Here is a 14,104-nt window from a genome sequence, read left to right as displayed (position 1 = left end):
ATGTATTTTTGATTTCGTAAGCAACTTATTTGTGTTTGCCTAATACGATTGCAAACATAACACAAGTCTTTTAAATGTTTTTAATTTCTAGAATATACTTGAAACAAAGGTTCTCAAAAATAGTATTATTTATTTTATTAACAGGTTTAATTACGGCTTGTAACTCCGTCAAAAACGTCGGAGAAAACGATTTACTTTTGGTGAATAACACCATCTATGTAGATAGCGTTAAAAACACCTCCGAAAAGATAGACAACCTACTTTATCAGGAGCCTAACAAGACCATGTTAGGATTGCCTATTCGCTTATATATTTATAATCTGGCGCGCCCAAATATAGACTCTATAATTGATGCTCGATTAAACAAAACTGCTAAACATCGCGAGCGTTTAGAACGTTTTTTATCTAAAAAGCAATTGTATCAATATATAAATTCTAGAAAAAATTTAAATTCTTGGTTAAAAACTACTGGAGAAGCGCCTACATTAATTAGCGAACCTCGAGCCCTAAAATCGGTTAAACGCTTAGAAGACTATTATATTAATAACGGTTGGTTTGATGTAACGGCTAGTTACGACACCATTATAAAATCTAAGAAAAAAGTAGAAGTTAACTACCAAGTAAACTTAGGTACACCATATAAAATTGATAGTATTTCTACCAAAATAATGTCGCCTGTTGTAGATACAATCTACAATCGTTTTAAAAGACGATCATTAATTAAAACAGGACAGCGCTATACCACAGATAATTTTGAAGCAGAGCGTGATAGAATTACGTCCAATTTAAGAAATCACGGAATCTATCAGTTTAGTCAAGATTATGTCATTTTTCAGGTCGACACCATTAACACCAATAAAAAAATGAATGTTGAAGTTCAAATTAAGAATTTTAGCCGTCAAGGTATAGATTCAACATTCCGAGAACCGTTTAAAGTTTACAAAATTAAAGATGTAAATATTTACACAGATTCATCTCACGAAAATAGAGAGTCTACAATTCAGGATTCTATTACATACAATGGATTTAATTTGTACGGTACCGAAAAAATAGCTTTTAGACCAAAAGCGCTTACCGATGCCGTATTTATAAATCCTGGAAATGTATTTAGTGATATAGATAGAACTCGAACTTATAAACATTTAAGTGAATTAAAAACATTTAAATATCCAGACATTAAATATGTAGAAAACCCAGACTCTACTCTTACTACCAATATTTATTTAACACCTTTAAAGAAGTTTAATTTAGGGTTTGCGACAGAAGTATCGACAAGTAATATTCAGGTTATCGGTTTTTCGGTAAACCCAAGTTTATTGGCTAGGAATATTTTTAAAGGAGCAGAAACGCTAGAACTTTCTGGTTTTGCATCTATTGGAGCCTCTAAAGACGCTAGCAATGATCAAGATGTGTTTTTTGACATTAATGAAATAGGAGCAGATTTAAAACTTACTATTCCTAGAATATTTTTCCCGATAAGAACAGATAGTCTTATCCCGAAAACCATGTCCCCTACAACGCGTGTTGGACTTTCTATCGCTAGTCAGAAAAATGTAGGTTTAGATAAACGATCTTTTACTGGAACCTTAAATTACAATTGGAGACCTAAGCGTGGTATTACTCAAGCTTTAGACCTATTTAATGTTCAATATGTTCGAAACCTAAATCCGGATAACTATTTTAATGTTTATAGTACATCTTATGATACTCTAGACGACATTGCTCACGATATAGGTTACATAGAAGACGACGAAGATTTATCTATTCCCGATGGTACAAACGAATTTATAGACGAAGTCTTAGGGCCGAATCCTCCTAATAACATTTCCGACGACGATATACAAACGGTTAACAATATAGACGAACGTATGATTCGTTTAACCGAAAACAACTTAATTATCTCTTCTGCCTATACCTTTATTAAGGATAGCCGTAGAAATGTTTCGGATGAAGACTTTTTCATTTTCAGATTTAAATTAGAATCTGCTGGTAATTTAACAGCCTTAGGTTCTAAACTTTCTAATGCACCAAAAAACGAAGACGAGCAATACGAGTTATTTAATGTGGCGTATTCTCAATATATTAAAACAGAATTAGACTTTACAAAGCATTGGGATTTGGGACATCAAAACATCCTAGCTGTACGTAGCTTTTTCGGAATTGCTATACCTTACGGGAACTCAGACAACATACCATTTGCTAAGAGTTTCTTTGCAGGAGGGGCTAACGACAACCGAGCCTGGACTGCCTACGACCTAGGACCTGGTAGTTCTCAAAGCAATGACGATTTTAATGAAGCTAACTTAAAATTGGCGTTAAATGTAGAGCATCGATTTAATGTATTCGAAGATTTATACGGTGCGTTGTTTGTAGATATAGGAAACATTTGGAATGTGTACGACAATATTGAGGACGAAGCCTCTACATTCGATAGTTTTAATTCCCTAAAAGATATTGCCGTTGGATCCGGAATTGGATTACGTTACGATTTTAGCTTTTTAGTATTTAGATTCGACGTTGGTTTTAAAACCTACGACCCTTCATATTCCGAAGGCGATAGATGGTTTAAGGACTATAATTTTGGTAATGCCGTTTATAATGTGGGAATTAACTATCCGTTTTAGAAATTTAAAATATACATCGTTTTCGGAGATTTTCGCCTAGTTAAAGGCTTCAAAACTTAAAAAAAACACATAAAAGTATTACATTTGGTAATAATCAACATTCACAATAATTAAAAATAATTACTATGGGACATAATATTAAACCGGGAGTTGCAACCGGGAAAGAAGTACAAGAAATTTTTAAACTTGCTAAAGAAAAGGGGTTTGCTCTTCCAGCTGTAAATGTAATTGGATCTGATACTATTAATGGTGTTTTAGAAACTGCAGCAGCTTTGAATGCTCCAGTAATTATTCAGTTCTCTAATGGAGGTGCTGTTTTTAATGCAGGAAAAGGATTAAGTAACGAAAATCAAAAAGCAGCAATAGCAGGTGCTGTAGCAGGAGCAAAACACGTACACGAATTATCTGTGGCATACGGAGTTCCTGTAATTTTACATACAGACCACTGTGCTAAAAAATTATTACCTTGGATAGACGGTATGTTAGATGCTAGTGAAAAACACTTCGCAGAAACCGGAAAACCTTTATTTAGTTCACATATGATTGATCTTTCTGAAGAGCCTTTAGAAGAGAACATGGAAATTTGTAAATCTTACCTAGAACGCATGAGCAAAATGGGTATGACTTTAGAAATCGAATTGGGTATTACAGGAGGAGAAGAAGACGGTGTAGATAATACAGATGTAGACGATTCTAAATTATACACACAACCTGAAGAAGTAGCTTATGCATACGAAGAGTTAAGCAAAGTAAGTGACCAATTTACAATTGCTGCAGCCTTTGGTAACGTACACGGTGTTTACAAGCCAGGAAATGTAAAACTAACTCCAAAAATATTAAAAAATTCTCAAGAATATATTTCTAAAAAATACGGTGTAGAAGATAATCACATCGATTTTGTATTCCATGGTGGATCTGGTTCTACTGTTGAAGAAATTAGAGAAGGAATTAGCTATGGTGTAATTAAAATGAATATCGATACAGACATGCAATATGCATTTATGACAGGTATTCGTGATTACATGAAAGAAAAAGAGGACTATTTACAAGCACAAATTGGTAATCCTGAAGGATCAGATTCACCAAATAAAAAATATTACGACCCTAGAGTTTGGCTAAGAAAAGGTGAAGAAACCTTTGTAGCACGCTTAAAAAAGGCATTTGAAGATTTAAATAATGTGAATACATTATAAAAAAATCGCAGCGTTTTGCTATTATTAAAAACAAAATTTTAATTTTGGCAAGAATATAGCATAGTAAAAACGGAATTAACCAAATACTATTCTTGTTTATTTTTCTGTTATATTTACAAAATATTCTCTCTAAAAGACATAAAAACCAACACTTTTATGTCTTTTAGATTAACGCTAAACAAAACAATTCGGAGGTATATATCTTCCGGATAAATAAAATAAAATCAATATGTCTTGGTTTAAAAGAAAAACAAAAGGTATTACTACCACCACCAACGAGAAAAAGGACATCCCTAAAGGGCTCTGGTACAAATCTCCAACAGGTAAAATTGTAGATACCGACGAATTAGAAGAGAATTTTTATGTGAGTCCAGAAGATGGATATCATGTTAGAATTGGGAGTAAAGAATACTTCGAAATACTTTTCGACGACAATACCTTTAAAGAATTAGATGCTAATCTTACATCTAAGGATCCTCTTAAATTCGAGGACACAAAAAAATACCCAGACCGTTTAAAAGCCGCACAAGACAAAACAAATCTTAAAGATGCTGTTAGAACTGGTGTTGGTAAGTCTAAAGGTAAAGATATAGTTATTGCCTGTATGGACTTCAGCTTTATTGGAGGTTCTATGGGAAGTGTAGTTGGAGAAAAAATTGCACGCGCCGCTAATTACTCTATTAAAAACAAGATTCCTTTAATGATTATTTCAAAATCTGGAGGAGCACGTATGATGGAAGCCGCATTATCTTTAATGCAATTAGCAAAAACATCTGTAAAACTAGCTCAATTAGCCGATGCTGGAATTCCTTACATCTCTTTATGTACAGATCCTACAACAGGAGGTACAACAGCTTCTTTTGCCATGCTAGGAGATATAAACATTAGCGAACCTGGAGCATTAATTGGTTTTGCAGGTCCAAGAATTGTAAGAGATACTACAGGGAAAGAACTTCCTGAAGGTTTTCAAACTGCAGAATTCTTGTTAGAACATGGGTTCTTAGACTTTATTACACACCGTAAAGAATTAAAAAACAAAGTGAACTTATACATCGATTTAATTACAAATCAGCCTATAAGAGCTTAGTAATTAGAAAGCGAGCAGTTTGTTTCTTTTTTTATCATCTTCATAAAAGATCACAAATACAGTATTAAATTATATAATATTGTTATATTTGCAGCGCGAAAGATACGCTTTCGTGTACATAACAATCATTTACAATAATATTAGAATGTATTTATCAAAAGAAGAAAAGCAAGAAATGTTTGCTAAACACGGTAAAGGGAAAAACGATACTGGTTCAGCTGAAGGGCAAATTGCTTTGTTTACACAAAGAATTAATCACTTAACAGAACACTTAAAAAAGAATCGTAAAGATTATAATACTGAGCGTTCTTTAGTAATGTTAGTAGGTAAGAGAAGAAGCTTACTAGATTATTTAACGAAGAAAGATGTCTTAAGATATCGTGCCATTGTTAAAGAATTAGGATTAAGAAAATAAGAAAAGAGAGGCTTTATGCCTCTTTTTTTAGTTTACACGTCTCGTAAGAGATAAGATAAAAAGCTATTACTTAGTTTTTCATTGGTCACCCACACAACAACTACAACACAACGACCATTGTTTAATTAGAATAAAAAAATTTATGATTCCAAAAGTTTTTAAAGAGGTTATAGACCTTGGTGATGGAAGAGAAATTACCATCGAAACCGGAAAATTAGCTAAACAAGCTCATGGATCCGTTGTTGTACAATCTGGAAAGTGTATGTTATTATGTACAGTTGTTTCAAATTACAAGCAAGCAGATGTCGACTTTTTACCATTAACGGTAGATTATCGTGAAAAATTTGCTGCTGCTGGTCGTTATCCAGGTGGTTTTTTCAAGAGAGAAGCAAGACCAAGTGACGGTGAAGTATTAACTATGCGTTTAGTAGACCGTGTTTTACGTCCGTTATTCCCAAAAGATTATCACGCAGAAACACAAGTTATGATTCAGTTAATGTCTCATGACGAAAATGTTATGCCAGAAGCTATGGCAGGTTTAGCCGCTTCGGCAGCCATCCAATTATCAGATTTCCCTTTCGAATGTCCAATCTCAGAAGCTAGAGTTGGTCGTATTAATGGAGAATTTGTTATTAACCCAACCCGTGCACAATTAGAAGAATCTGACATCGAAATGATGATTGGAGCATCTTACGATTCTGTAATGATGGTTGAAGGTGAAATGGATGAAATTTCTGAGGAAGAGATGGCAGATGCTATCAAATTTGCTCATGAAGCAATTAAAGTTCAAATTGATGCTCAAGTACGTTTAGCAGAAGCTTTTGGTAAAAAAGAAACTCGCGAATATACTCCTGCAGAAGTTAACGAAGAATTAGAAAAAAGAATACACGATTTAGCATACGATAAATGTTACGCTATTGCAAAACAAGGAACGTCTAAAGTAGAGCGTACTAATGCATTTGCAGAAGTTAAGGAAGAAGTTAAAGCGTCTTTCACAGAAGAAGAAATGGCAGAATTTGGCCATCTTGTTAGCGGTTATTATAGTAAAGCAGAAAAAGAAGCTGTTCGTGAATTAACATTAAGCGAAGGCTTACGTTTAGACGGAAGAAAGACTGACGAAATAAGACCAATTTGGTGTGAGGTAGATTATTTACCTTCAACTCACGGTTCTGCAATCTTTTCTCGTGGAGAAACTCAGGCTTTAGCAACTGTTACTTTAGGAACATCTAGAGACTCTAACAAAATAGATATGCCATCTTACGAAGGCGAAGAAAATTTCTATTTACATTATAACTTCCCTCCTTTCTGTACCGGTGAAGCTAGACCATTAAGAGGAACATCTCGTAGAGAAGTTGGTCATGGTAACTTAGCACAACGTGCATTAAAAGGAATGATTCCTGCAGATTGCCCTTACACAGTACGTGTAGTATCTGAGGTATTAGAATCTAATGGTTCTTCTTCTATGGCAACCGTTTGTGCTGGAACAATGGCAATGATGGATGCTGGTGTTAAAATGACAAGACCTGTTTCTGGTATCGCTATGGGGTTAATTTCTGATGGCGACCGTTACGCAGTATTATCTGATATTTTAGGAGACGAAGATCACTTAGGTGATATGGACTTTAAAGTAACAGGTACTACTGAAGGTATTACAGCTTGCCAAATGGATATTAAAATTAAAGGATTGTCTTACGAAATTTTAGTGAATGCACTAAAACAAGCTCGTGAAGGTCGTTTACATATCTTAGGTAAAATTACAGATACTATTGCTACTCCAAACGAAAGTGTTAAAGAACATGCGCCTACAATGGTTACGCGTCGCGTTCCTAACGAATTTATTGGTGCTTTAATTGGACCTGGAGGAAAAGTAATTCAAGAAATGCAGAAAGAAACTGAGACGACTATCGTTATTAACGAAGATCCAGTAACTGAAGAAGGTATTGTTGAAATTTTAGGTGTAGGTAGTGAAGGTATTAATGCTGTATTAGCAAAAATAGACGCTTTATTATTTAAACCAACAGTGGGTAGCGTTTACGAAGTTAAAGTAATTAAAATGTTAGATTTTGGAGCTGTTGTAGAGTATACAGAAGCACCAGGGAACGAAGTTTTATTACACGTAAGTGAGTTAGCTTGGGAACGTACAGAGAATGTTTCTGATGTTGTTAATATGGGCGATGTATTCGATGTAAAATACTTTGGAACAGACCCTAAAACACGTAAAGAAAAAGTATCTCGTAAAGCGATTTTGCCAAAACCAGAAGGTTATGTAGCAAGACCACCACGCGATCGTGACGATAGAAAACCTAGAGATAATAGAGGTCGTGACAACAGACGTGACGATAGAAAACCTAGAGAAAGAAAAGACGATTAATTTTAGATTTTTTCATATCATACCAAAAAGCCAACCTTGTTCGTACAGGGTTGGCTTTTTTCATTTAGGAACATCTAGTCTCAGACATATTTGAAATCTCAGAATTAACTTATTAATTTCATGTTTTTTAATTTAAAATAATTAGAAAATTTAAAAGGACCATTTTAGTTGAAACAAGTCTAGTTTATAAAAAACAATGCATCCCAATAAAATAATTCAAAACTTTTGTAACATTTATAATAAACCTTACGTATAACTAAAGACAAAGGAGTATTCACTTAATTTACAGGAGAACTTTACATGAGACAACTTAAAATTACGAAGCAGGTTACAAACAGAGAAACAGCTTCGCTAGATAAATATCTTCAAGAAATTGGAAAAGTTGACTTAATTACCGCAGACGAAGAAGTAGAATTAGCACAACGTATTAAAGCAGGAGATCAAGTAGCTTTAGAAAAGTTAACAAAGGCTAACCTACGTTTTGTGGTTTCGGTAGCAAAGCAATATCAAAATCAAGGCCTAACATTACCAGATTTAATTAACGAAGGTAACTTAGGATTGATAAAAGCAGGACAACGTTTTGATGAAACACGTGGGTTCAAATTTATATCTTATGCTGTATGGTGGATTCGTCAGTCTATCTTACAAGCTTTAGCAGAACAGTCAAGAATTGTACGTTTGCCATTAAACAAGATTGGATCTATTAACAAAATCAATAAGACTTTTGCTTTTTTAGAACAATCTCATGAACGTCCGCCAAGTCCTGAGGAAATTGCCAAAGAATTAGATATGACCATTAACGATGTTAAAGAGTCTTTAAAAAATTCTGGCCGTCACGTCAGTATGGATGCACCTCTTGTACAAGGAGAAGATTCAAATTTATACGATGTATTAAATAGTGGGGAATCGCCTAATCCAGATCGCGAACTGTTACATGAGTCTTTACGTACAGAAATAGAACGTGCGTTAGAGACGTTAACACCACGTGAAGCAGACGTTATTCGTTTATATTTCGGATTAGCAAATCAGCACCCAATGACGCTAGAGGAAATTGGTGAAACATTCGATTTAACACGCGAACGTGTAAGACAAATAAAAGAAAAAGCAATACGTAGATTGAAACATACGTCTCGTAGCAAAATATTAAAAACATATTTAGGATAACCTAAAGAAAGTAACAAACGGTTAAAGCTCTTAAAGAGCATAAAAACTGTTCGTTTTTTGATTGATGAAAGAACCTTCGGCTGATTACCGAAGGTTCATTTTTTTATATTACATTTGCCAAAAATCTTACTATAATGACTTCAAAATTAATTGCTCCCTCTATTTTAGCTGCCGATTTTGGCAACCTCCAACGTGATGTTGAAATGGTTAATAATAGTGAAGCAGACTGGTTTCATATCGATATAATGGATGGTGTTTTTGTTCCCAATATTTCTTACGGAATGCCTGTTCTTAAAGCCATATCTCAACATGCCACAAAAACTATCGATGTCCATTTAATGATAGTGGATCCAGACCGATATATTAAAACTTTTGCAGAGTTAGGTAGTGATATTCTTACTGTACACTATGAAGCTTGTACACATCTTCATCGCACAATTCAAGCTATAAAAGCTGAAGGCATGAAAGCTGGTGTTGCCTTAAATCCGCACACAAACATTAAGGTATTAGAAGATATAATTAATGATGTTGATGTTGTTTTAATCATGAGTGTAAATCCTGGTTTTGGAGGTCAGAGCTTTATTGAAAACACTTACAATAAAGTAAAACAATTAAAGAAACTTATAGAGCAAAAAGGAGCTACAACACTAATAGAAATAGATGGTGGTGTTACAGATAAGAATGCAGAAACTTTAATTGAATGTGGGGCAGATGTTCTAGTAGCAGGAAGTTATGTTTTTAAAAGCACAGATCAACTAAAAACGATCTCCAATTTAAAAAGCGCTATTAATTCTTAATATTTAATTAACGAATTGACACTTAAGTGACTAATAAATTTTGATTATGTTAGCTCAAGATTTATTTAATTGTATTTAAAGTAAAAAATCCGTCGATTATCAATAAATAATAAAATAACCCCAATTATAAACAATTAAATATTATTTTTAATAAAAATTTTAATTATGAAAAAAACTACTATTATACTTTTTTTTCTAATGTTTAGCACATTAGCCTACAGCCAATTTAGAGGTCGTGAAACGTGGGTATTTAGTGCTGGTATTAATGTTTTAGACAATAGTGCATTTCAAGATCCTTTAAAAGGTACTGAGAAGTGGAGTTTTAATAATCCGTTTACTTTTGGTGCTGAATATAGATTTGATGAAGATTTTACTATTAGTCCAATGTTAAGTTTTAACAGTATTGACGAAGTTTATGAAGACGGTGCACATGGCGGAAGAGGAATAATTGAAGGTGGAACATATGTATCTTTTGATGTTAATGCTAAATTTTATTTTGATGAATATATCGCTGAAAATGAAAATTTAGACGCTTTCGTAGGTTTAGGTGCCGGTTATTACAATGTTGCAGACGAATCCAATGGATCAGGAAACGTAGCCCTTGGGTTAAGATATTGGTTTTCTCCACAATGGGGACTTAGAATTCAAAGTTTAGCAAAATTTGCTTTTGACAATGACAAAGTATATGCCAACAACAATTTCATTCATAGCTTAGAAGTATTATATAGACTATAATAACAACCTTAACTTCAAAAAAAAAGTAGAACAAATATATTTGTTCTACTTTTTTTTTTGAAATCATCTCATATGTTTTATCTGTACTAATTTAGCGTCAGTCCTGATTAAATCACTAACAATTGAAAAGCTTTAAGCATTTATCACGAAATTAAAGCTAATTGGTAAAATAATGATGCTAAAAGTATTAACAACCTAATATAAATCTAAATTGTTTTTTATAAGCTTATCGCTATTAACTAAAGAAGTTTAATCTACGTGTTATATCTGATACATTCAAAAGCAAAAATTAATTTCCGGTACTTATAGATATTGCCTGACTCACACGATTTTATTTGACATATATCTCTAGTTTAACTCACCCCTGAACACGTCTTACGAAGCTCCAATTCGCATTTAAGAATGCTTAGGTAATAAATTGAAGAGGAGACTGTTTTCTAAAAAGCACAAAAAAACTCAGATTAAATCATCTGAGTTTTTAAATTTAAATTGTATTACGTAGAACTTAACTAAAATTTCCTAATAGCCTCTTTTATTTCATTCTTAATCCAACTCCAAGAATATTTTTTCAAAGCAATTTCATCATTATCATAGCCATATCCATAACCATAATTGTAGCCATACCCTTTAGATGTTTTAGAATCACTAATATTGTTAACAACGTAAACCATATTGTTAAGTTTTTGTGTGGTATATAATTCACTTGAAAATCCTAATAATTTTTTATCAGTAAACCCAGCTCGAGCAACATAAATCGTAGCATCTGCATATTGAGAAATTAACAATGTATCGGTAACAAGCATTATAGGTGCTGTATCAATAATTATATAATCATATGATGATTTAGCTTCATTTAATAGCTCTTTTAATTTACCATTTGATAATAACTCTGTTGGATTTGGAGGAATAGTACCAGCTGTTAATACATCTAAAAAATTAACATTGTATTTACTTTTCTGCAGGTAATCTTTCCAATTAGCCGACGATTGAAAAAGAAAATCTGATAGTCCCTTATTTTTATTGTCCCCATCCGCAACAGCAATTTTTGGGTTTCTTAAATCTGCTCCAATTAGTAAAACTTTTTTATTTATACTCGAATAGGCCAAGGCCAAGTTAACGGATACTAAAGTTTTCCCTTCTCCCTTAATCGTTGAAGTTACATATATTATATGCCCCGAATTATCTGCTTTAGGTTTTAGAATGTATTTTAAATTCGTACTCAATATTCTAAAAGACTCCGCTAAAATGGTCCTGTCATTCGGGTTTTCGAATAATTTATCATCTGTTTTAAGCTCAGGAACTTCCCCTACAATAGGAATATTTCGGGAGAGATTAGAAATATCTGCCTTATCGTAAATCTTAGTATCAGACTTAAATACTAAAAACAAAATCCCCAATGGTAGCAACAATGCAACTAAAGCACCTTTAGTGTACATACCTCTTGCATCAGGTGTAACAGCCCTATTAGAACTAAAAGCATACTCCACAACCTTTATGGATGGTAAAGTAATGGCTAAGTTAATTGCAGCTTCCTCCCGCCTCTGTAATAATAATAGATATAAGTTTTCTTTAAGATTTTGTTGACGTTCGATTGCACGCAATTTCTTTTCTTTTTCAGGCATTCTCCTAACCAGATCGATAGCAGTATTTTCTTCTTTTTCTAAGCGCTTTAAAGAAAGATTCAATTGTTCATAATACCCTTGTAAAGATTTTTTCAAACTATTTCTTAGTTCCAATAACTGGCCATTTAACGCTACGACTTTCGGATTATTAACTCCCGCACTTGAAATTAAATTTTCTCTTTCTAAAACTACAGTATTATATTGTGATATGATTCCGTTTGTATTAACACTTTCAAGACCGATACTTTCTGGCATTAAAGTACTAAGATCTCCGCTATTTAGTGGATTCTCTAATAACTTAGATAAAGCAATCTGATTTTGTAATTCTAATATAGCTTCTTCTGTCGTATTACGTTTACCTAAACTATAACCCGCATCATCGGCAAAAGAAACAAACTTATTATCTTGTTGAAATTCTTTTTTATTATCTTCAATGGAGTCTAATTCTTCTGCTAAATACATAAATCTGTCATCGACAAAGTCTATTGTTCTTTGAAAAACTAATTGTCTATCACTTACTCCATCTTCATTAAATTGTTCTAAAATTTTATTAAGAGCTACCTCAGACCTCTTTTTGTTTTCACCTAGCATTGATAATTGCAAGATATCTGTTGATCCTACCTTTGATACCGAAATGGCCCCAGAAAGTTGATTCGCAGCAGAATTTAGTGGTACGATAACTACTTTATAAGTTGCACCAATATATTTAGTAATCCAACTTTGAGATTGAATTAAAAAAGGAAAATTATCCTTAGGGCTATTTAGATTATAACCGTCTACTATAAATTCATTTACATGCTCATCCCCTTGACTAACAATTAACCCTTCATTTGTAATCTCAATGTAATATTCTGCACTTGAAACATTATCTTTAGGCTGGACACCAAGTAATTTAAACGGTCCATTCCACTGCTCTTTAGAAGTAAATTGCCCTTCAACAAAATATCTAATATGTAGATCTAAACTATCAACCACCTTCTTAAGCAATCGCGTGGATTTTATTACTAAAATTTCATTATCCAAATTTTTAGTATCTGTAAACAATCCTCCACCTTGCGTAGATAATTCTAACCCTTTGGATTCGTCTAAAATTTTTATTTTTGCATAAGAATAATACGTTTCAGGTGTATATCTTAAATAGATAAATACAGCTAAAATTGCAATTGTAAGACTAAACAAAAACCATTTCCAATAGTGTAAATAGTTTAAAATTTCTTCTTTTATATTAATACCAGAATTACTATTCTCTGAATTATGATTTAAAAATTCTTCACTCATTAGTTTAACTCTTTATTAATAATACTAAGGTAATGATAAAAGAAACTAGACCAAACAGACCTCCTATACTCGTAATATATCCTGCCTGCTTAACAGCCGGACCATTTGGATTAACGAGTATCACATCATTCTGTCTAAGCGTATAAAACGGACTAGTAAACCAGTCGGTTTTTGTCATATCAACATGCCCTACAGTTCTAACACCATCAACCTCACGTATAATAATTACGTCCTCACGAACCCCGTTAATAGTTAAATCTCCAGCTAACCCCAATGCTTGAGGCAAAGTAATTGTTTCTTCTTCAAAGGTTATTGTCCCAGGTTTACCAACTTCTCCTAAAACTGTTATTTTTGAATTAATAATACTTACAATAACCGTAGGATTTTTTAAATGTCCCTCATCTATTAAAATTTTCCTAATATCAGATTCTAGTTCTTTCGTTGTTTTACCAGTGGCAACAATACTCCCTAAAATAGGAAAAGTAATAGAACCATCACTAGAAACTAAATATCCTATAGATTTTAAAGGCACGGTTATTTGAGAGCCCCCTCCGCTAGAAACATCTCTATTATACGGAACTGCTGCCTCCGGAATTAATGAATTTACATTAATAGATAGAATATCATTAATTTGAATTTTAGGGGAAGAATTAATTACATCCTTTGGAATGTTCTCATAATCCTGAAAATATAATATTTCCTTACGTGTAGAACAAGAATTTATTATACAAAAAAACAAGATTAAGCCCACTAATCTAAATAACTTCATTAAATACGATTTTTTTTTAATTTACAATTATAAGTTGAATAAAGAACTA

General features: G+C 33.0%; 10 protein-coding genes. 8 read left to right on the top strand and 2 right to left on the bottom strand.

Translation table 11 applies throughout. From position 1 onward, the window contains the following. Positions 1 to 98 precede the first annotated feature (98 nt). The 8 genes from ACKC83_RS08000 to ACKC83_RS07965 all read left to right on the top strand — a co-directional run bounded on the left by ACKC83_RS08000 (position 99) and on the right by ACKC83_RS07965 (position 10,386). Positions 99 to 2,624 carry a BamA/TamA family outer membrane protein gene (locus ACKC83_RS08000; RefSeq protein WP_434037665.1) on the top strand — a complete coding sequence of 842 codons (2,526 nt, stop codon included), beginning with the start codon at positions 99 to 101 and terminating at the stop codon, positions 2,622 to 2,624. 125 nt (positions 2,625 to 2,749) lie between these two features. Further along, a complete protein-coding gene (gene fbaA / locus ACKC83_RS07995) occupies positions 2,750 to 3,817 on the top strand; it encodes a class II fructose-bisphosphate aldolase (protein ID WP_434037664.1) in 1,068 nt (355 codons plus the stop codon). Positions 3,818 to 4,046: 229 nt separating this feature from the next. Next, on the top strand, positions 4,047 to 4,904 hold the full coding sequence (gene accD / locus ACKC83_RS07990; protein ID WP_414036219.1) for an acetyl-CoA carboxylase, carboxyltransferase subunit beta: 858 nt from the start codon (positions 4,047 to 4,049) through the stop codon (positions 4,902 to 4,904). 145 nt (positions 4,905 to 5,049) lie between these two features. Then, positions 5,050 to 5,319 carry a 30S ribosomal protein S15 gene (rpsO, locus tag ACKC83_RS07985; RefSeq protein WP_382384154.1) on the top strand — a complete coding sequence of 90 codons (270 nt, stop codon included), beginning with the start codon at positions 5,050 to 5,052 and terminating at the stop codon, positions 5,317 to 5,319. Positions 5,320 to 5,461: 142 nt separating this feature from the next. After that, entirely contained in the window at positions 5,462 to 7,690 is a 2,229-nt protein-coding gene (locus ACKC83_RS07980) for a polyribonucleotide nucleotidyltransferase (RefSeq protein ID WP_414036220.1), read from the top strand. 300 nt (positions 7,691 to 7,990) lie between these two features. Beyond that, complete coding sequence (locus ACKC83_RS07975) at positions 7,991 to 8,854, top strand: sigma-70 family RNA polymerase sigma factor (protein ID WP_414036221.1); 864 nt, start codon at positions 7,991 to 7,993, stop codon at positions 8,852 to 8,854. Positions 8,855 to 8,988: 134 nt separating this feature from the next. Next, complete coding sequence (gene rpe, locus ACKC83_RS07970; RefSeq protein WP_434037663.1) at positions 8,989 to 9,651, top strand: ribulose-phosphate 3-epimerase; 663 nt, start codon at positions 8,989 to 8,991, stop codon at positions 9,649 to 9,651. 165 nt (positions 9,652 to 9,816) lie between these two features. Beyond that, positions 9,817 to 10,386 (top strand): hypothetical protein, encoded by a 570-nt coding sequence (locus ACKC83_RS07965; protein WP_434037662.1) that lies wholly within the window; start codon positions 9,817 to 9,819, stop codon positions 10,384 to 10,386. 509 nt (positions 10,387 to 10,895) lie between these two features. On the opposite strand, the gene ACKC83_RS07960 is transcribed toward ACKC83_RS07965, so the two are convergent. Further along, positions 10,896 to 13,286, bottom strand: coding sequence for a polysaccharide biosynthesis tyrosine autokinase (locus ACKC83_RS07960; protein WP_434037661.1), 2,391 nt, complete (start codon positions 13,284 to 13,286; stop codon positions 10,896 to 10,898). 4 nt (positions 13,287 to 13,290) lie between these two features. Beyond that, complete coding sequence (locus tag ACKC83_RS07955) at positions 13,291 to 14,055, bottom strand: polysaccharide biosynthesis/export family protein (RefSeq protein ID WP_434037660.1); 765 nt, start codon at positions 14,053 to 14,055, stop codon at positions 13,291 to 13,293. Between the last annotated feature and the right edge of the window lie 49 nt (positions 14,056 to 14,104).

The organism is Formosa bonchosmolovskayae (assembly GCF_051016085.1).
GTDB lineage: Bacteria > Bacteroidota > Bacteroidia > Flavobacteriales > Flavobacteriaceae > Formosa.
This window is presented reverse-complemented; position numbering and strand designations above follow the sequence as displayed.